The organism is Streptomyces sp. NPDC003016 (assembly GCF_053591455.1).
Window position 1 is genome coordinate 1 of the sequence record NZ_JBSFTV010000038.1, and the last position, 20,034, is coordinate 20,034.

Here is a 20,034-nt window from a genome sequence, read left to right on the forward strand (position 1 = left end):
GCGTGAAGGCGATGACTGCGGGCACGAAACAGGCCAGCACGATAACGATCAGCCCTACTGTGCCGAACGGAATGAGCCCATCGACATCCATTGGCGAGAGCGCCGGTTCGTACACCGTGACCCTCGACAGGCCGCGTCCCGTCGAGGCGCTGACCGCCATGACCGAGCCGGGTACGGGCGAGGGCGCGGCCGTCGAGGCCCGGGTCCCGGGCCAGGGCTGGCGGCGGGTCGGCACCCTCTCCGGCAGCGGCTGGACGCAGACGGACGCCAAGGGCGCGCGGGTGGACGCCGTACGCCTGTCCTGGAACGCGGACGGCGACGGCGACAGCGGCGGCGGCGCGCCCGTGGTGCACCGCGTGGTGCCGTGGTTCGCGGACGAGCCGCGCGCCGGGCTGCGCCTGGAGCGCAGCGAGACGGACGCGGAGATCGGCGGGACGCCGCAGCGCGTCACGGTACGGCTGACCGGGCAGCGCCCCGAGGCGGTGCGCGGCCGGCTGACGGCCGAGCCGCCCAGGGGCATCGAGGTGAAGGCCCCGCGGGAGACGACGGTGCCGCGCGGCACGTCCACCGCCGTTCCCCTGGACATCACGGTCGGCAAGGCCGTGCCCTCGGGCGAGTACCGGATCCCGGTCGCCTTCGACGGCCAGGACAGCGTCCTGACCGTGCGCGCCTTCCCGCGCACGGCCGGGCCCGATCTGGTGCGCGGTGCGGGCGTCGAGGTGTCGTCGTCCGGCGACGAGACCGCCGACTTCCTCGCGCCGAACGCGGCCGACGGCGACCCGGCCACGCGCTGGACGTCGCCGATAGGCCCCTCCGCGTGGTGGCAGGCCGAGCTGGCCCAGCCGGTGCGGCTGGGCCAGGTGGTACTGCACTGGCAGGAGGCGTACGCGAAGAAGTACCGCGTCCAGGTGTCCGGGGACGGCCGCACCTGGCGCACGGCGGCGACCGTCAGGGACGGGCGCGGCGGGCGCGAGGCGGTGCGGATGGACGCGAAGGGCGCCCGGTTCGTGCGGGTGCAGTGCGACGAGCGGGCGCTGCCGTACGGCTACTCGCTGTTCTCGGTGGAGGCGTACGCGGTGGGCGAGGTCCCCGCGAAGGCGGACCGGGCGGACGAAGCGGACGGGGCGGACGAGGTCCCCGCGGGGTAGCGGCCGGGCTGCCGGGTCCCCTGGCCGGCACGGCCCGCAGTACGGGCCCGCACGGCTGCCCGGAACAGCACGCGGCGCCGGCCGCGGGGGGACGGAGGGCCGTGCCGCTGTTACGGCCGCCGCCCGAAAACCAGTGCCCCTGATGATCTAAAGTGCGTGCGGCGGGCACGGGCCCGCCGCACAGCGCATTCACAACTTCAGGGGTGGGGATTGAACACTTTGGCATCCGCCGTGTCTTCGGAGCGGCACATACCCTGGGTTCTGCGGCGCGCGGCCGCCGTCGCGGTGGCCGGGGGGATGGCGCTCGTGGGCGTGGGGCTCACGGCGCCGGCCGCGCACGCGGCCGACAGTGACATCACGTTCTCGAACGTCGTGTTCAACAACGGCGAGCCCATCGCCGTCGGCATCAGCGCCGAGGTCGAGGCCCCGTTGACGTACACGGTGAAGAGCAACGTGACGCTCGACAGCTGGTGGGTCAAAGCGTACCGGGGCACCTACGGGACCAACGAGTACAAGCTCTCGGGCATCACGACCCGGTGGAGCTGCCGCGAGTCCTCCGCGGGCGGCTACACGTTCCGCGACTGCGACGAGACGATCAAGGTGGACCCCGACAACATGCCGGGGGGAAACGGCAACCGTCTCGTCAACAGCGACGCCACCGCCTGGAAGACCGTCGGCACGGCCATCAAGAAGGGCGGCGGTTACGACGACGACCTGCTCTCCGCGACGGTCCGCCTCCAGCGCGCCTCGCGCATCGTGAACATGAACGCCTCCCCGGAGCCCGTCGCCCAGGGCAAGCTGATCACCGTCACCGGCACCGTGCAGCGCGCCAACTGGAGCCTGCACCGCTACGACAACTACGGCGGCCGACTGGTGAAGCTGCAGTTCAAGCCCGCGGGATCCAGCACGTACACCACGGTCAAGGAGGTCACCGCGAGCAGCACCGGTCACCTGAAGACCACGGTGACCGCCTCCCAGGACGGCACGTGGCGCTGGCGCTACAGCGGCAACACCACGTCGGGCGCCGGCAACTCCTCCGGTGACTACGTAGACGTGCAGTAAGCAGTCCCCGGTCCCGGCCGCGGGTGCCCGTACTCCGCTCCAGGGGTACGGGTACCTCGGCGTACGGGTACCTCGGCGTACGGGCACCTCGGCACGACGGGGCCGCGTGCAAGGTGGTGATCACCGGGGCGCCGACGGCCGGTGCCGGCGCTCACCGTGCCCAGCGCATGATCGACACGCTCCGGGACAGCGGTCCGGGCCCTCAGGCGGAGACGCCGTCGATCCGGGCCAGCGCGTCGTCCGCGCCGAACGGCTGCAAGTACGGCAGCCACCGTGGGTCCCGGTGCCCGGTCCCGATGATCCGCCAGGCCAGCCCGGACGGCGGGGCGGGCTGGTGGCGCAGGCGCCAGCCGAGCTCCATGAGGTGCCGGTCGGCCTTGACGTGGTTGCAGCGGCGGCAGGCCGCCACGACGTTCTCCCAGGCGTGCTGCCCCCCGCGACTGCGCGGAACGACGTGGTCGACGCTGGTTGCGACGCCACCGCAGTACATGCAGCGCCCGCCGTCCCTGGCGAAGAGCGCACGGCGGGTGAGGGGGACGGGACCCCGGTAGGGGACCCGCACGAACCGTTTCAGCCGGACGACGCTGGGGGCCGGGACGGCGCGGGTCGCGCTGTGCATGAAGGCGCCGGATTCCTCGAGGCAGACAGCCTTGTTCTCCAGGACGAGGACGAGCGCGCGGCGGAGCGGTACGACGCCGAGCGGCTCGTACGACGCGTTGAGGACCAGGACATGCGGCACGGATGCCTCCTATAACGCCGGCGGCGCGTGGCTCGCGCCGGGACGATCTGCTCTCAGTCTCCCCTCATGCCTGGTCGAAGCGCCACCACGTCCGGGTAACGGGCTCGGAGTGTTTTCGACCACACGGCCTTCATGACCTTCATGCCCTGGTGAGCCTTGTCTCTCCCTCGAACATCGCACCGGACTACGCCGGATGCCCCGTTAGTGTGGTTGGTCCCCCTGTCTTCCGCCTGGAGGTCCCCGCCGTGCTGTGGTCCGTTGTGTCGGCCGCCGATCCGACGTCCGAACCGGTCACCCTCGACGAGGCGGCGCAGCAGGCGACCGACGCCGCGAGCTGGGTCGAGGAGAACTGGTCCACCTGGCTGAGCGTGGGCCTGCGCATCCTGCTGATCGTGGTGATCGCCGCCGTGCTGCGCACGGTCATCCGCCGCTCGCTCACCAAGCTGATAGCCCGGATGAACCGCAGCGCCCAGGCGGTCGAGGGCACCGCGCTCGGCGGCCTCCTGGTGAACGCCGAGCGGCGCCGCCAGCGCTCGGAGGCCATCGGCTCCGTCCTGCGGTCCGTCGCGTCGTTCCTGATCCTCGGTACGGCCGCCCTGATGGTGCTCGGCGCACTCAACATCAACCTGGCGCCGCTGCTCGCCTCGGCGGGTGTGGCCGGTGTCGCGCTCGGTTTCGGTGCGCGCAACCTCGTCACCGACTTCCTCTCCGGCGTCTTCATGATCCTGGAGGACCAGTACGGCGTCGGGGACAGCATCGACGCGGGTGTCGCCTCGGGCGAGGTGATCGAGGTCGGCCTGCGCGTGACGAAGCTGCGCGGCGAGAACGGTGAGATCTGGTACGTCCGCAACGGCGAGATCAAGCGGATCGGCAACCTCAGCCAGGGCTGGGCCACGGCCGGGGTCGACGTACAGGTGCACCCCTCCGAGGACCTGGACCGGGTGCGCGCGGTCATCGTCGAGACCTCCGAGGAGTTCGCCAAGGCCGAGCCGTGGAACGAGATGCTGTGGGGCCCGGTCGAGGTGCTGGGCCTGGACTCGGTGCTGCTCGACTCGATGGTGGTGCGGCTCTCCGCGAAGACGATGCCGGGCAAGGCGCTCGCGGTGGAGCGGGAACTGCGCTGGCGCATCAAGCGGGCCTTCGACGGGGCGGGGATACGGATCGTCGGCGGCCCGGCGCCGCTCGGCCAGGGGGACGCGCTGGCCGATCCGACGGCGGGCATGTCGGCGCCGTCCGCGCTGGCCAGCCCGACGTCCCCGCAGTCCCTCGCCGCGTCTCCGATCCCGCCGTCCACGAACCTCAGCAAGTAGTCCCGTCCGTCCGTCCGGCGCCCCCGCGGGTAACGCTTCGGTTGCCGCGGGGGCGCCGTGCGGGGACGGCCCTTGACGCCCGGCTCGCGCGCGCCCTACTTTCACCACACCTAACAGGAAACTTTCCTAACAGTCGTGTGGGGAGAGTGGGCAACCGAAGGGCGGGTGCTGTGCCGTGGCCGGAACACCGGGGACGCCGCGCGTGCTGCGTGCGATGAACGACCGCGCCGCACTCGACCTGCTCCTGGAGCACGGGCCCCTCTCCCGCGCGAAGATCGGCAAGCTCACCGGTCTCTCCAAGCCCACCGCGTCCCAGCTGCTCGCCCGCCTGGAGACCGCCGGCCTCGTCGTCGCCACCGGTACGACCGAGGGGCGCCCGGGACCGAACGCGCAGCTGTACGCGGTCGACGCGCGGGCCGCGCACGTCGCCGGCCTCGACGTGACGCCCCGGCGCATCCGCGCCGCCGTGGCGGACATCACCGGCCGGACCGCCGGCGCGTTCGAACTGGCGACCCCGCAGAGCCGCGCCGAGTCCGTCGTACGCCAGGTGACCGAGGCGCTCGACGGCGCGGTGCGGGCCGCCGGGCTCGTACGGTCCGACGTGCACCGCGTCGTCATCGGCACCCCGGGCGCCTTCGACCCCGGCACCGGACGGCTGCGGTACGCCTCCCACCTCCCCGGCTGGCACTCCCCCACCCTCCTCGACGACCTGGCGGCCGCGCTGCCCCTGCCCGTCGAGTACGAGAACGACGTGAACCTGGCCGCCGTCGCCGAACAGCGCCTCGGCGCGGCCCGGGGCCACCAGGACTTCGTACTGCTGTGGAACCACGGCGGTCTCGGCGCGGCGCTGGTGATCGGCGGGCAACTGCACCGCGGCTGGACCGGCGGCGCCGGCGAGGTCGGGTTCATGCCGGTGCCGGGCACCCCGCTCGTGCGCCGGGTGACCAGGGCGAACTCCGGCGGTTTCCAGGAGCTGGCGGGCGGGCGGGCCGTGACCCGGCTGGCCCGGGAGCTCGGCATCTCGGTGCCGGCCGGGGCGACGTACACCGATGAGGCGATCGCGCTGGTCGGTGAGGCGTCCCGGGCGGCCGGCGGACCGTACGGGGAGCTCCTCCGGTCCTTCGCGACCGGGATCGCGACCGGTCTCGCCTCCATGGTCGCGATCCTCGACCCCGAGCTGATCGTGCTGTCCGGCGGGGTCCTCGCCGCCGGCGGCGAACCGCTGCGCGCGCTGGTCCAGGCGGAACTGGCGGAGCTGGCCGCGCCGCGGCCCCGGCTCGTCATCGGTTCCGTACAGGAACGGCCCGTACTGCGCGGGGCGCTGGAGAGCGCCCTCGCCACCACGCGCGACGAGGTCTTCGACACCACCTCCCGCTGATCCCTTCTCCCCCTCTTCTCTTCTGCCGTCCCACTTCTCTCCTGCCGTCCCACCCACCCCGTCCCTGCCCCTGGGAGCTCCGCCATGCGCTACGCCTGGAACGACCACTTCGGACCGCAGATCTACGCCTCCGAGAACCCGGCCGCCTGGAGGCTCTCGTACGGACTCGAATCGTTCAAGGGCGCGCACCACACCGACTGGAACCTGACCATGGCCGCGACCGTACTGGTCATGGCCCCTGTGATCGTCGTCTTCTTCTTCGCCCAGAAGGCGTTCGTCGGAGGCGTCACACTGACCGGAGTGAAGGGCTGACAGGGCTGATGACGATGACCGGCATGAAGCTGGCAGTAGTGGGTGGCGGTTCCACCTACACCCCCGAATTGATCGACGGCTTCGCCCGTCTGCACGACACCCTGCCGATCGGGGAGCTCGTCCTCGTCGACCCGGCCGCCGACCGCCTCGACCTGGTGGGCGGGCTCGCCCGCCGCATCTTCGCCAAGCAGGGCCACCCGGGGCGCATCACGACCACCTCCGACGTCGAGGCGGGCGTGGCGGACGCCGACGCGGTGCTGCTCCAGCTGCGCGTCGGCGGGCAGGCCGCCCGCAACCAGGACGAGACGTGGCCGCTGGAGTGCGGCTGCGTCGGGCAGGAGACGACGGGCGCGGGCGGTCTCGCGAAGGCGCTGCGTACGGTCCCGGTCGTCCTGGACATCGCCGAGCGGGTCCGCCGCGCGAACCCGGACGCCTGGATCATCGACTTCACCAACCCGGTCGGCATCGTCACGCGGGCGCTGCTCCGGGCCGGCCACAAGGCCGTCGGCCTGTGCAACGTCGCGATCGGCTTCCAGCGGAAGTTCGCGAAGCTGCTGGAGGTGGCGCCCGCCGACGTACACCTGGACCACGTCGGCCTCAACCACCTCACCTGGGAGACGGGCGTACGCCTCGGCGGCCCCGAGGGCGAGGACGTGCTGCCGCGGCTGCTCGCCGAGCACGGCGACGCGATCGCCGGGGACCTGCGTCTGCCGCGCGCGGTGCTCGACCGCCTCGGTGTCGTCCCCTCCTACTACCTGCGCTACTTCTACGCGCACGACGAGGTCGTCCGGGAGCTGGGCACCAAGCCGTCGCGGGCGGCGGAGGTGGCGGCGATGGAGAAGGAACTCCTGGCCCTGTACGGCGATCCGGCGCTCGACGAGAAGCCGGCGCTGCTCGCCCGGCGCGGCGGCGCCTTCTACTCGGAGGCGGCGGTGGACCTGGCGGCCGCGCTGCTGGGCGACGGCGGCAGCCCCGTGCAGGTCGTCAACACGTACAACAACGGCACGCTGCCCTTCCTCGCGGACGACGCGGTCATCGAGGTCCAGGCGCGGGTCGGCAGGGCGGGCGCCACGCCGCTGGCCGTGCCGGAACTGGACCCGCTGTACGCGGGGCTCGTCGCGAACGTGACGGCGTACGAGGACCTGGCCCTGGAAGCGGCGCTGCACGGCGGCCGCGAGCGCGTCTTCAAGGCGCTGCTCGCCCACCCCCTGATCGGCCAGTTCGAGTACGCCGAGGGGCTCACCGACCGCCTGGTCGCACACAACCGGGAGCACCTGGCGTGGGCGTGAGCGCGACTGTGCTCGCCATCGACGCGGGCAACAGCAAGACGGACGTGGCGGTGGTCGGGCCGGACGGCTCGGTCCTGTCGGCCGCGCGGGGCGGTGGCTTCCAGCCGCCGGTGACCGGGGTCGGACCGGCGGTCGACGCGCTGGCGGAGACGGTGGCCCGGGCACTGGCGGAGGCGGGCGCGGCGGACGCCCGGCACGTCTCCGCCTGCCTCGCCAACGTCGATCTCCCGGTGGAGGAGGAAGAGTTGGGGGCCGCCGTCCACGCGCGGGGATGGGGCCGTACGTCGGACGTCCGCAACGACACCTTCGCCGTGCTCCGGGCGGGGGCCGACGAGCCGCGCGGCGTCGCGGTGGTCTGCGGCGCGGGCATCAACTGCGTCGGCATGCTCCCCGACGGCCGCACCGCCCGCTTCCCCGCGATCGGCCGGCTCTCCGGGGACTGGGGCGGCGGCGGGGGCCTGGCGGAGGAGGCCCTGTGGTGCGCGGCGCGGGCGGAGGACGGCCGGGGCGAACCCACGGAGCTGGCGCACGCCCTTCCGGCGCACTTCGGCCTGGAGTCGATGTACGCGCTGATCGAGGCGCTGCACCTGGGGCGCATCGCGCCTGCCCGCCGGCACGAACTGGCGCCCGTGCTCTTCGCCGTCAGCGCGGAGGGGGACCGTGTCGCCCGGTCGATCGTGCACCGCCAGGCCGAGGAGGTCGTCGCGATGGCGACGGTGGCGCTCGGGCGCCTGGGGCTGCTCGCCGAGGAGGCGCCGGTGCTGCTGGGCGGCAGCGTGCTGGCGGCGCACCATCCGGAGCTGGACGACCGCATCGCGGCCCTCATGTCCGAACGGGCCCCGAAGGCGGTCCTGCGCGTGGTGACGGCACCGCCGGTGCTGGGCGCGGCGCTGCTGGGTCTGGACCGTACGTCGGCCCCGGCGAAGGCGCATGAACGGCTGCGCGCGCATTACGCGTAGGGGGCCGGGCGGGGGCGCGGGGTCCTGCGGTGCTTTCCTCTGCCCGCCCCTCCCCGGGCCGGGCAGCCCCGGGAACCGAACAAACCTCCGCCGCGTGTACAGGGCGGGGGGATCAGCACGTGCGAGACCTTGATCGGTACAAGATCCAGTCAATCCTGGTGTGGATACCGGTGCCTGCGGCCATACTGCTTGCCGGGCACCGTCCCCCCGACGCACCGGGAGACGACAGGCCGTCCATGACCGAGGGGGAGGTCACGTGGCACACCCGTCGAACGGGCACGGGGCGCAGCCGCCCGCGCGGAGCACCGCGTGGTCGGAGGGCGTGGCCCGGTTGCGCGCCGGGGCGGCGACCGAACCCGGCCGGCTGCGCGTCATCGGCGCCTTCGTGGCCGTACTCGTCGTGGCGTTCGGAGCGGTGACGGCCTGGGAGATCTCGGACCGCGCGGCGGCCGCCGACGACGTGGTGAACCGCAGCCAGCGTCTGAGCGCGGACGCCGCGAGCATCTACCGCTCGCTGGCGGACGCCGACTCCGCCGCGGCGAGCGGCTTCCTCGCGGGGGCACAGGAGCCGCCGGACGTGCGCGAGCGGTACGAGAAGGACATCTCGACCGCCTCGGCGCTGCTCGTGAAAGCGGCGGCCGGCACGGACAGCGCCAGCGCCTCCGGACGCGAGATCGCCGCGCTCAACGAGCAACTCCCCCAGTACACCGGCCTGGTGGAGCGCGCCCGCGCCAACAACCGCCTCGGCCTGCCCCTGGGCGGCGCCTATCTGCGGTACGCGAACGAGCGGATGACCACCGAGCTGCTGCCCGCCGCCGAGCGGCTCTACACGGCGGAGACCGGCCGGCTCGGGAAGGACTACGACGACGCCCGGGCGTGGCCGTTCGCCGCACTCGGGCTCGGGGTCCTGGCGCTGGGCGGCCTGTTCCGGGCCCAGCGGCGCACCTACCGGCGTACGAACCGGGTGTTCAACCCCGGGCTGCTGACCGCGAGTGTCGCCTCCGCCGTCGTCCTGCTGTGGCTCGGCGCCGGGCACGCCGTGGCGCGGGCCGGGCTGGAGGACGCCATGGCGCACGGCCAGGAGTCGCTCGAGGTGCTCAACGACGCGCGCATCCACTCGCTGAACGCCCGCGCCAACGAGAATCTGACCCTGGTCGCGCGCGGCGCCGTACTGGCCGAGGACGGCAAGCGCGACCTGTACGAATCGCAGTACGCGAACGGCATGAAGGTCCTCGGGCAGCGCCTCGGACAGGCGCGCGGGCTCGCCGACGACCCCGAGGGCAGGGGGCCGGTGGCGCGGGCCACCACGAAGGCCGAGGAGTGGCGCGAGCGGCACGCGGCCGCGCGCGCGACCGACGACGGCGGCGACTACGAAGGCGCCCTGGAGAAGGTCATCGGGGACACGGGCTCCACGGGCGCCTCCTTCAACGCGGTCGACGCGTCGCTGGGGAAGGCGCTCGCCCACGAGCAGGCGGAGTTCACCCGGGCCGCCGAGAGCGGGCGCGGCGCGCTCACCGGGCTGCCGCTGGGCGCCGGGGCCCTGGCGGTGCTCGGCGCGACGGGTGCGGTGCTCGGCATCGGACGCAGGCTTTCGGAGTACAGGTGACAGGGGTGGGAGGAGGCGCGGTGGCCAAGGCGGGCAGCAGGACCGGGACCGGTCCCGAGAGCACGGCCGGCTCCGAAACCGGCCCCGGGGGCAGCGGACTGCGCGGCTGGGGCGGGGTGGCCGGGATGGCCGCGGCCTGCGCGCTGACGGCCGCGGTGACGCTGCTGCCGCTCTCCCACGGCGCCGGGGACGGCGGGGCGGGGGCGGCGGGGCAGAGCGTGGCGCGGGCCGACGCCGCGCGGGCGGACACCTGCGAGGAGCCGGAGCGCAGCCTGCGGCCCTCGGACGCGGACGGCCCGGCGATCGAGAAGATCAAGGCGCGCGGCAGGCTGATCGCGGGCGTCGACCAGAACAGCTTCCGCTGGGGTTACCGCAATCCGGCCGTCGGTGCCACCGGTGGCCTCGAAGGCTTCGACATCGACCTCGTGCGCGCCATGGCCGAGGACATCCTCGGCGACCCGGACAAGGTCACCTACCGTGCGATACCGACCAACCAGCGCGTCCTCGCCCTCCAGGAGGACAAGGTCGACGTCGTCGTCAGGACGATGACGATCAACTGCGCCCGGATCAAGGACGTCGCCTTCTCCACCGCCTACTTCCAGGCGGGGCAGCAGGTGCTGGCCCCCAGGAGGTCGACGGTCAAGGGCTACGACGAGTCGCTCGCCGGCAAGAAGGTCTGCACGGCGAAGGGCTCCACGGCGTACGACGCGCTGGCCGCGAAGTCGTTCGGCGCGCGGTTCGAGGACCTCACCGTCTCCAGCCAGCTCGACTGCCTGGTGCGGCTCCAGCTCGGCGAGGTGGACGCGGTGGTGACGGACAACGCCCTGGCGGCCGGGCAGGCCGCCCAGGACCCGGCGGTCGAGTTGAAGGGCGAGCCGTTCACCCGGGAGTTCTACGGCGTCGCGACGAAGCTCGGCAACGACGACCTGGTGCGCCGGATCAACCGGGTGCTCGACGACTACCGCAGGGGCGGCGCCGACGGGCCGTGGATGCGGGCGTACGGCAAATGGCTGAAGGACGACCTGCCCGGCATCAGGAAACCGCCGGAGCCGAAGTACCGGGACAATTGACCCGGTTGATTCCTGGGCAGTGACTCCTGGCACGACCACACGGGGCAGCGGAAGAGCGGAGAGGTGATCGATGGGCGTGGCGGGTGCCACCGGGCCGGTGATGGACCGGGACGAGGTGGACCGTGCGCTGGCGCGGCTCGGCGCGGAGTACGAGGCGATCGAGAGCTCGCTCCTCGCGCTGCAGGACCACGCGGGCCGCAGGCTGCTCGAAGGCGCCGAGCTGACGGGCGTCACGAAGGACCGCTGGGTCGCCGCCGAGCAGGCCATAGCGCTGCTGTGGTCGTACTTCGACGCGTACACCGCCGCCCTGCGCGGCGCCCGTGAGCTGCGGGCGAGGCGGCGCTGGCCCAGCCGCGAGGACCTGGCCGAGCTGACCGACGTACTGCGCGGCGAGAGCGTGACCGTCGCGGGCGGCACGGCGGTGGCGGCCGCCCCGTCGCCGGATCCGTCGTCCGCACCGCCGATCACGGGCCCCGCGAAGCTCTCCGAGCGGTTCACCCTGGCCGCGCTGGTGTCCCGGATGAACGACCTGTACGCCCACTCGCTCGACATGGTCGTCACCGCGGACGCGGTGTGGTCCGCGCTGCCCGCCCGGATCGACCTCCTGGCGGCGGAGCTGCGGCGCACCCGTTCGCTGGCCCACTCCGTCGGCGTACGGCCGGGCGAGCACCCCTCGGGCGACGACCTGGAGTCGATCACCCATGAGCTGGCGGTGCTGCGCGCCCAGGTGGTGACCGACCCGCTCGCCTTCTGGCGCCCGGGACTGGGCAGTTCGGCGCCGGGCGGCGGCCGGCCCGACACCGAGCGCTACGACCGGGCCGCCCGCGCGCTGGAGGACGTCCGGCGCGAGATCGAGGCGGTGCTGACCGTACGGCAGGACGCCGAGCAGCGGCTGGTACGGCTGCGCGACGTGCTCTCGCGCGCGGACCGCACGCTCACGGAGGCCAGGTCGGCGCGCGGCGAGGTGCTGGCGAAGATCGCCGCCTCCGAGGTGCCCGCGGTCGGCGGCCCGCCCACCGCGCTCCAGGAGCGGCTGGCGCTGGCGGCCGACTACCGCAGGCACGCCCAGTGGCACCGGCTGTCGCCGCTCCTGGAGTCCCTGGAGCGCGAGGCCGAGGACGAACTGCTGCGGGCGCGCGAGTCGTTGACCGCGGTCACCGCGCCGCTGGCGGTCCGCGCGGAGCTGCGCGGCCGGCTCGACGCGTACAGGGCGAAGGTCGCCCGGCACGGCATGGCGGAGGACCCGCTGCTGATCGAGCGGTACGACGCGGCCCGCCGGATGCTGTGGAGCGCGCCGTGCGATCTGCGCGTCGCCGAGCAGGCGGTGCTGCGGTACCAGCAGGCGGCGGCGGAGCTGCTGGTACCGCGGCAGTCCGGCCCCACGGACCACAGGGACCACAGGGACCACAGGGGGAGAACACCATGAGCGAGTGTCAGCGCCCCGGATGCCCGGGGTCGTACGAGGACATGGGCGGCGGCGAGGTCTACTGCGACACGTGCGGGCTCGCACCGGTCGTCTCGCCGTCCGGCCTGCTGTCGTCGCCGCCGACCGGCATCGCGGCCGGCGGGCGCGGCAGCGCCTCCGCCCGGAGCGGCTCCCGGTCCTCGGCCCGCTCCTCCTCCGGCTCGTCGCGGTCCTCCACCTCGCGCCGCTCGGTCTCCGGCCGCCTCTCCCGCTCCCTGCCGGGCACCGCCGCGTCCCGGTCGGCCCGGTCGGTCTCGGCCCGCAGTTCCGGTACGCCGTCGGGCTCGTCCGGGCGCAACCGGCTGGGCGCGGGCCTGGTCTCCGTACCGGAGGTGCCGCGCCCCGATCCGCGGTCCGCGGTGATGGAGAACCCGGAGGTTCCGGAGCGCAAGCGCTTCTGCTCGCGCTCCGACTGCGGGGCCCCGGTGGGGCGTTCGCGCGGGGAGCGGCCCGGACGCACCGAGGGGTTCTGCACCAAGTGCGGGCACCCGTACTCCTTCGTGCCCAAGCTGGGCACGGGCGACATCGTGCACGGTCAGTACGAGGTCATGGGCTGCCTGGCGCACGGCGGTCTCGGCTGGGTCTACCTCGCGGTCGACCGCGCGGTCTCGGACCGGTGGGTCGTGCTCAAGGGCCTGCTCGACACCGGCGACCAGGACGCGATGGCGGCGGCGATCTCGGAGCGGCGCTTCCTCGCCGAGATCGAGCACTCCAACATCGTCCGCATCTACAACTTCGTCGAGCACCTCGACCAGCGCACCGGCTCCATGGACGGTTACATCGTCATGGAGTACGTCGGCGGAAAGTCCCTCAAGGAGATCGCCAACGAGCGGCGCGGCGCGGCGGGCCGGCGCGATCCGCTGCCGGTCGAGCAGGCCTGCGCGTACGGCATCGAGGCGCTGGAGGCGCTGGGCCACCTGCACAGCCGCGCTCTGCTGTACTGCGACTTCAAGGTCGACAACGCCATCCAGCAGCAGGACCAGCTGAAGCTCATCGACATGGGCGCGGTCCGCAGGATGGACGACGACGAGAGCGCGATCTACGGCACGGTGGGGTACCAGGCGCCCGAGGTCGCGGAGGTGGGCCCGTCGGTCGCGTCCGACCTCTACACGGTGGCGCGCACGCTGGCGGTGCTGACCTTCGACTTCCAGGGCTACACGAACGTCTTCGTGGACAGCCTGCCCGACCCCCACCACATCGAGGTCTTCCGGCGGTACGAGTCCTTCTACCGGCTGCTGGTCCGGGCGACCGACCCGGACCCGGCGCGGCGGTTCGCGTCGGCGACGGAGATGGCGGAGCAGCTGACGGGCGTGTTGCGGGAGGTGGTGGCCCTCCGGACGGGCCGCCCGCGTCCCGCGCTCTCCACCCTGTTCGGGCCGGAACTGCGGGTGACGGACACGCAGTTGTTCGCGGAGCTGACGGGCGACGCGTCGCAGCTGGGCGGCCGGACCGCCCCGGCGGGCCGGTGGACACGCCGCGCGGCCGCGGGCACGCGGGGCGGCGGTGCCGGTGCGCAGGGTGGCGGGGCCGGGGCCGGTGCCGGAGTGGCGTACGCCGCCACCCAGGGCGGCGTGCCGGCGCCCGTGACCGTACCGGGAGCCGTAGCGCCGCCGGGGGCCGCCCCCGGGGTCGGGCCCGGCGGCGTACCGGCGCTGTCGCCGTACCTCGCGCCCCTGAGAACGGCGGCCACCGCGCTCGCGCTGCCCGTGCCGCGCGTCGCCCCGGACGACCCCAACGCCGGGTTCCTCGCCGGCCTGCTCGCCTCCGCGCCCGCGGAGCTCATCACCGCGCTCCGGTCCGCGCCGGGCGACTCCGTCGAGCTCCGGCTGCGCGAGCTGCGCGCCCGGCTGGAGACGGACGAACAGGGCACCGCCGCCGAGGTGCTGCACGCCCTGGAGCTCCGGCACCCGGACGACTGGCGGGTCGTCTGGTACCGGGGCATCGCCTCCCTCGTCTCGGGGGACGACGAGGACGCCGCACTGTCCTTCGACGCGGTCTACGACGCGTTCCCCGGTGAGGCCGCGCCGAAGCTCGCCCTCGCCGTCTGCGCCGAGGTCCTCGGCCAGCTGGACAACGCCGCCGAGTACTACCGCCTCGTCTGGGTGACCGACCCGGGGTACGTGAGCGCCGCTTTCGGCCTCGCCCGCGTCCAGCTCGCAGCGGGCGACCGGCCCGGCGCCGTACACACGCTGGAGTCCGTGCCCGAGGCGTCGATCCACTACACGGCGGCGCGCGTGGCGGCCGTACGGGCGCGCCTTCGCCGACGCGCCGCGCAGGACCCGCTGATCGACGACCTGACGGCGGCCGCCGCCGAGGTGGAGGCCCTGCGGGACTTCGGACTCGACGCCGTACGCCGGGAGCAGCTGTCCACCGAGGTGCTGGGCACCGCTCTGGACTGGGTACTCTCCGGTGGGCGCGGGGCCGGCCCCGCGCAGACCGCGCTGCTCGGCAGTGAACTGGACGAGCGCGGCCTGCGCTTCGGCCTGGAACGCTCGTACCGGGTACTTGCCCGGCTCGCCCAGCGCGGTGAGGAAAGGATCGACCTGGTGGAACGGGCCAACCGTTTCCGCCCCCGGACCTGGGTGTGAAAGATGTCGCAGATGCGCCAGCTGCCTGCTGAGCCGACCTGTCCCGGCTGCCACGAGCCGCTGGAACCGGGCGACTTGTACTGCGGGGCGTGCGGGTACGACCTGTCGGCCCTGCCGCAGGGGCCGACGGAGCCGCAGGGGCCGCAGGGGCCGACGGAGCCGCAGGGCCGCACCGCGGCGCACCGTACGGAGCCGGGCGCGGACCTGCCCCCGGCCGGAGTGCGGCACGACGGCCCGCTCCGGGCGGCACCGGGGAGCGACGACTTCACGCTCGCGGCACCCGCCCCGACACCGCCGGCCGCACCCGCACCACCACTCGCGCCACCGCAGCCCGCCGACCCCCGCTCCGCCGAGCCCGAGCCCGAACCCCCGGCCGGCCCGCCCGCCAAGGTGTGCGTCGCCTGCCGCGCCGGCCGGATCGACGCGGACGGCTACTGCGAGAACTGCGGCCACGCACAGCCGCGCGAACGCGACCACCTGGAGCAGGAGCTGGACGCGGTCGCCGCGGTCAGCGACCGCGGGCTGCGCCACCACCGCAACGAGGACGCGTTCGCGGTCTCGTCGGCGGCCCTGCCCGACGGTTCGCCCGCCGTCGTCGCGATCGTCTGCGACGGCGTGTCCTCGGCGACCCGCCCCGACGAGGCGTCGGCGGCCGCCGCGAGCGCCGCCAACGAGGCACTCCTGGAGTCACTGCCGCGCGGCACGCACCCGCAGCAGGCCATGCACGAGGCGATCGTGGCGGCGGCCGAGTCCGTCAACTCCCTGGCCGACGACTCCCCCCACTCCGTGGAGCACGACCCGGGCCGTCACACGAACGCGCCCGCCTGCACCCTGGTCGGCGCGATCGTGGCGAGCGGTCTGCTCGTCGTCGGCTGGGTCGGCGACAGCCGCGTCTACTGGGTGCCCGACGACCGCACCGCGCCGCCCGCCCGGCTCACCGAGGACGACTCGTGGGCGGCCCAGATGGTGGCCGCGGGCCTGATGAACGAGGCGGAGGCGTACGCCGACGAGCGCGCCCACGCCATCACGGGCTGGCTCGGCGCCGACGCGTACGAACTGGAGCCGCACACCGCGTCGTTCAAGCCGGACCGACCGGGTGTGGTGGTGGTGTGCACCGACGGCCTGTGGAACTACGCGGAGGCGGCGCAGGAGATGGCCCGGGCCGCACCGGCCGATGCCGCCGCCCGGCCGCTGCACTGCGCCCAGGTACTGGTGGGGCACGCGCTCGACGGCGGGGGCCACGACAACGTAACAGTGGCCGTGCTGCCGTTCGCCACGCCGGAGCAAGGGGCAGGATCGGCCCACGGCACGGCGTAAGGCCCGGCAAGGCCCGGGGCAAGGCCCCTGTGTTCCGACCGCTGCACGTCACTCTTCCCACGCCTGCACCGCCTCCACCGCCTGTTGCGTGGAGTCGAGTCCCGAGGAGCCGATGGACCATGGCCAACTTCTCCAAGTCGAACGTGCCCCAGTTCTCCGTCGACGTGTACCAGAACGAGTACCTGCCGGAGGGCGGCCGCGAGGTCAACGCCATCGTCACCGTGACGTCCACCGGGGGCGGCACGAGCGGCGGCCCGCTCCGGGCCGGGGCCGACGCCTCGCCCGCGCGCATACCGGGGCAGGGGCCGGGCGCCGCCGTCGTGATCATGGTCGACTGTTCGGGCTCGATGGAGTACCCGCCGGCCAAGATGCGCAACGCGCGCGAGGCCACGGCAGCCGCCATCGACACCCTGCGCGACGGCGTCGCCTTCGCGGTGGTCGGCGGTACGCACCTCGCCAAGGAGGTCTACCCGGGCAACGGCCGCCTCGCGACCGCGAGCCGGCTGACCAGGGCCCAGGCCAAGGAGGCCATGTACGGGCTGAGGTCCGGCGGCGGCACGGCGATCGGCGCCTGGCTGCGACTGGCCGGCCGGCTGCTCGGCACGGCCGGAGTCCCCATCAGGCACGGCATCCTGCTGACCGACGGACGCAACGAGCACGAGTCCCCCAAGGACCTCCAGGCCGCGCTCGAAGCCTGTGCGGGCCGCTTCACCTGCGACGCGCGCGGTGTCGGTACGGACTGGGAGGTCAAGGAGGTCACCGGCATCGCCTCGGCGCTGCTCGGCACAGCCGACATCGTCGCCGATCCCCACGGCCTGTCGGCGGACTTCACGCAGATGATGGAGAACGCGATGGGCAAGGAGGTCGCGGACGTGGCGCTGCGGCTGTGGACGCCCGTCGGCACGGAGATCAAGTTCGTCAAGCAGGTGGCGCCGGTCGTCGAGGACCTGACCGGGCGGCGCACCGGGGCGGGCCTGCGCGCCGGGGACTACCCGACGGGCTCCTGGGGCGACGAGTCCCGCGACTACCACGTGTGCGTACAGGTGCCGGAGGCCGGCATCGGCCAGGAAATGCTGGCGGCCCGCGTCTCCCTCGTCCTCCCCGACCCGTCGGGCGGCCCGGCGCAGAGGCTCTCCCAGGGGCTCGTACGGGCGGTGTGGACGGACGACATGGTGGCGTCCACCTCCATCAATCCGCAGGTGGCGCACTACACGGGGCAGGCCGAACTGGCACAGGTCATCCAGCAGGGACTGGATGACCGCAAGTCGGGCAACCTCGACGGGGCGACCGCGAAACTCGGCCGCGCGGTGCAGCTGGCCGCCGCTTCGGGCAACGCGGACACCGCGAAACTGCTTTCGAAGGTGGTGGACGTCGTCGACGCGGCGACGGGTACTGTGCGACTCAAGGCGAAGGTCGCAGAGGCGGACGAGATGACCCTCGAAACGCGCTCGACCAAGACAGTTCGCGTCAAGAAGTAACCACGTTTTTACGTGAAGTGACGATTTGCGGCCTTCGGGCCGGACGAGAGAGGGGGAAGCGCCGACATGCCGACCTGCCCGAACGGACACCAGTCGGGTTCCGACGACTGGTGCGAGGTCTGCGGCCACCGCATGGCCGGCGCCGCGCCGCCGCCTCCCCCGCCGTCCGCTCCCGGTTACGGATACCCGCAGGGGCCCGGCCCTGGTTCCGGCCCTGCGGGTCCCGGCCCCGCAGGTCCCGGCTCGGGATACGGCTTCCCGCCGCCGGGTCCGGACGCCACCGCCCAGGCGGAGATCTGCCCGCAGTGCCGCACCCCGCGCGAGGCCATGGCCCCGTTCTGCGAGGAGTGCCGCTGGAACTACCTGACGAACACGGCGACCTCCTACACCCCGGTCGCCCCGCAGAACTCCGGTCCTGCCCCCGGCCGGGGGCCCGGTCCGGGCCCCGGCCTCAATCTGCCGCCCGGGTTCCAGGCGCAGGCGCAGCGGCCTCCGCAGGCCCCTGATCCGTACGAGTACCAGAGCTCACGGCCGTCGCAGATGAACCGGCCGGCCGAGCCGCTGGCACCCGAGCAGTCCGGCCGCCAGGCCCCGCCGCACCCCTTCCCGCAGCAGGCCCCTTTCCAGCCGCAGGATCCCTTCCAGCAGCAGCCGGGTCCGCCGCCGCCCCCGCCGTTCCAGCAGCCGCCGCCGGCGCCCCCGCGGCGGGACAACGACGGTGACGACGACTGGACGCTGCCCCCGCCGTCACAGCCGCAACAGCAGAACCAGCGGCAGGCACCCCAGCAGCCGCAGCAACAGCAGCCCCAGCAGCAGTACCAGCAGCCGCCGCAGCAGCAGCAACCGCCCCAGCAGCAGTACCCGGCGCCCGCTTCCGCCGGCTGGACGGCGACCGTGGGCCCCGACCGCGAGTACTTCATGGCGATGATGCAGCGCAGCGGCCCCGACGCGGCGGGCCTCAACCTGCCGGCGTACTCGCCCGAGCAGCACCGCCCGCTCACCGGCAACCAGGTCACCATCGGCCGCCGCCGCCACAGCACGGGCGAGGCCCCCGACATCGATCTGTCCGTACCGCCGGAGGACCCGGGCGTGTCGCACCAGCACGCGGTCCTGGTCCAGCAGCCCGACGGCTCCTGGGCCGTGGTCGACCAGAACTCGACCAACGGCACCACGGTGAACGGCGCCGAGGACCCGATCCAGCCCTACGTTCCGGTCCCGCTCCAGGACGGCGACCGCGTCCACGTGGGCGCCTGGACGACGATCACGGTCCGCCGGGACTGAGCGGCTCCGGGGCCGGCGACCGGGACAGGCCCCGGCAGGCCCCGGTCAGGCCCCGGCCGCCGCCAGCGGCCACGCGTACGGTCCCTGCGGATCGTCCAGCCACGCCCACTCGCCGTTCTCGGTGACCGTGACGCCGAAGCGCTCGCGCCGGGGCCGCTTCTCGCGGTGCCACAGCGTGAGCGCGTCGTGCGGGTCCAGGCTGCCCGCGGTGAGGGCGAGCAGGAACCGGAACAGCTCGTTCTCCAGCGCCCGGCGCGGCAGGCCCCCCAGGTTCCGGAGCGAGGGCCCCGCCGGGCCGCCGCGCAGCGGGACGAAGTACGCGGGGGTGTGCAGGAAGCGTCCCTCCGCGTGCGAGGCGTCCCGTACGTCCAGCGCGATCAGGCCGGTGACCAGCGGCGCCAGGATCCGCGCCCCGGGCCGGCACTGGGCGAGCCAGGTGCGCGGTACGGACGGCAGCGCGCAGGTCGCGATGATCCGGTCGAAGGGAGCGCGGGCGGGGCAGCCGCGCGCGCCGTCGCCGGTGATCACCGCCGGGTGGTACCCGGCCGCGTCCAGGTGCCTGCGCGCCGACTCCGTGATCTCCGGGTCGAGGTCGACCGTGGTCACCAGGCCGTCGCCGAGGCGGTGCGCGAGCAGGGCCGCGTTGTAGCCGGTGCCCGTGCCGATCTCCAGTACGGCGTCCCCGTCCCGTACCTCCAGCTCCTCCAGCATCCCGGCCATCAGCGACGGCTGGCTGCTGGAGGAGATCAGCTCGCCGTCGCGTATGCGGGTGGCCAGCGGGGTGTCCTCGTAGACGCCGTCGAGCCAGCGCGCCCGCCGTGCCGGCTCGGGGTCCTCGCCCCACAGCCGCCGGTAGCCCGCCGCCCCGCCCGCGAAGTAGTACGGCACGAAGAGGTGGCGCGGGACCTCGGCGAAGGCCGCGCGCCAGGCCGGGTCGTCCAGGGCCCCGGCCGCCGTCATCTTCCGCACCAGCGCCGCGCGGGCCCCGGCGTACGCATCCGCGTCTGCGCCCATACGCCCACTGTCGCGCGG

General features: G+C 73.8%; 15 protein-coding genes and 1 pseudogene. 14 read left to right on the top strand and 2 right to left on the bottom strand.

Annotated elements, in window-relative coordinates; translation table 11 throughout:
* A partial coding sequence (locus tag ACWDZ4_RS27730; protein WP_451511116.1) for a discoidin domain-containing protein occupies nucleotides 1-1,148 on the top strand: 1,148 nt, incomplete at its 5' end.
* 210 nt (nucleotides 1,149-1,358) lie between these two features.
* Complete coding sequence (locus ACWDZ4_RS27735) at nucleotides 1,359-2,210, top strand: hypothetical protein (RefSeq protein WP_451511117.1); 852 nt, start codon at nucleotides 1,359-1,361, stop codon at nucleotides 2,208-2,210.
* A 202-nt stretch (nucleotides 2,211-2,412) separates the two neighbouring features.
* Here the strand turns inward: ACWDZ4_RS27735 and ACWDZ4_RS27740 are convergent, their stop codons facing one another.
* The gene (locus ACWDZ4_RS27740) at nucleotides 2,413-2,949 is read right to left on the bottom strand and encodes an HNH endonuclease (protein WP_450263642.1); all 537 of its coding nucleotides are present in this window, start codon (nucleotides 2,947-2,949) and stop codon (nucleotides 2,413-2,415) included.
* A gap of 245 nt (nucleotides 2,950-3,194) precedes the next feature.
* Between ACWDZ4_RS27740 and ACWDZ4_RS27745 the strand changes: the two genes are divergently transcribed.
* The 12 genes and pseudogenes from ACWDZ4_RS27745 (at nucleotide 3,195) to ACWDZ4_RS27800 (ending at nucleotide 19,002) form a co-directional block, all read left to right on the top strand.
* Nucleotides 3,195-4,259, top strand: a complete 1,065-nt coding sequence (locus tag ACWDZ4_RS27745) for a mechanosensitive ion channel family protein (RefSeq protein ID WP_451511118.1) — start codon at nucleotides 3,195-3,197, stop codon at nucleotides 4,257-4,259.
* Between the two features lie 214 nt (nucleotides 4,260-4,473).
* Nucleotides 4,474-5,637: an ROK family transcriptional regulator gene (locus ACWDZ4_RS27750; RefSeq protein WP_451511165.1), complete on the top strand. Its 1,164-nt coding sequence runs from the start codon at nucleotides 4,474-4,476 to the stop codon at nucleotides 5,635-5,637.
* 90 nt (nucleotides 5,638-5,727) lie between these two features.
* Nucleotides 5,728-5,949: pseudogene (locus tag ACWDZ4_RS27755) on the top strand (carbohydrate ABC transporter permease); the annotation flags it as partial.
* A 23-nt stretch (nucleotides 5,950-5,972) separates the two neighbouring features.
* Nucleotides 5,973-7,238: a 6-phospho-beta-glucosidase gene (locus ACWDZ4_RS27760; RefSeq protein WP_451511119.1), complete on the top strand. Its 1,266-nt coding sequence runs from the start codon at nucleotides 5,973-5,975 to the stop codon at nucleotides 7,236-7,238.
* Nucleotides 7,229-8,197, top strand: coding sequence for an N-acetylglucosamine kinase (locus tag ACWDZ4_RS27765; RefSeq protein ID WP_451511120.1), 969 nt, complete (start codon nucleotides 7,229-7,231; stop codon nucleotides 8,195-8,197). The genes ACWDZ4_RS27760 and ACWDZ4_RS27765 overlap by 10 nt, the downstream gene beginning before the upstream one ends.
* A gap of 322 nt (nucleotides 8,198-8,519) precedes the next feature.
* Entirely contained in the window at nucleotides 8,520-9,803 is a 1,284-nt protein-coding gene (locus tag ACWDZ4_RS27770; protein ID WP_451511166.1) for a hypothetical protein, read from the top strand.
* 125 nt (nucleotides 9,804-9,928) lie between these two features.
* The gene (locus ACWDZ4_RS27775; protein ID WP_451511167.1) at nucleotides 9,929-10,873 is read left to right on the top strand and encodes a glutamate ABC transporter substrate-binding protein; all 945 of its coding nucleotides are present in this window, start codon (nucleotides 9,929-9,931) and stop codon (nucleotides 10,871-10,873) included.
* Nucleotides 10,874-10,943: 70 nt separating this feature from the next.
* A complete protein-coding gene (locus ACWDZ4_RS27780; protein WP_451511121.1) occupies nucleotides 10,944-12,299 on the top strand; it encodes a hypothetical protein in 1,356 nt (451 codons plus the stop codon).
* On the top strand, nucleotides 12,296-14,926 hold the full coding sequence (locus tag ACWDZ4_RS27785) for a tetratricopeptide repeat protein (protein WP_451511122.1): 2,631 nt from the start codon (nucleotides 12,296-12,298) through the stop codon (nucleotides 14,924-14,926). The genes ACWDZ4_RS27780 and ACWDZ4_RS27785 overlap by 4 nt, the downstream gene beginning before the upstream one ends.
* A gap of 3 nt (nucleotides 14,927-14,929) precedes the next feature.
* Complete coding sequence (locus tag ACWDZ4_RS27790; RefSeq protein ID WP_451511123.1) at nucleotides 14,930-16,243, top strand: PP2C family protein-serine/threonine phosphatase; 1,314 nt, start codon at nucleotides 14,930-14,932, stop codon at nucleotides 16,241-16,243.
* A 119-nt stretch (nucleotides 16,244-16,362) separates the two neighbouring features.
* On the top strand, nucleotides 16,363-17,721 hold the full coding sequence (locus tag ACWDZ4_RS27795) for a vWA domain-containing protein (protein WP_451511124.1): 1,359 nt from the start codon (nucleotides 16,363-16,365) through the stop codon (nucleotides 17,719-17,721).
* Nucleotides 17,722-17,787: 66 nt separating this feature from the next.
* Nucleotides 17,788-19,002 (top strand): FHA domain-containing protein, encoded by a 1,215-nt coding sequence (locus tag ACWDZ4_RS27800; RefSeq protein WP_451511125.1) that lies wholly within the window; start codon nucleotides 17,788-17,790, stop codon nucleotides 19,000-19,002.
* Between the two features lie 45 nt (nucleotides 19,003-19,047).
* On the opposite strand, the gene ACWDZ4_RS27805 is transcribed toward ACWDZ4_RS27800, so the two are convergent.
* Nucleotides 19,048-20,016 (bottom strand): methyltransferase domain-containing protein, encoded by a 969-nt coding sequence (locus tag ACWDZ4_RS27805; protein ID WP_451511126.1) that lies wholly within the window; start codon nucleotides 20,014-20,016, stop codon nucleotides 19,048-19,050.
* Nucleotides 20,017-20,034: the final 18 nt, after the last annotated feature.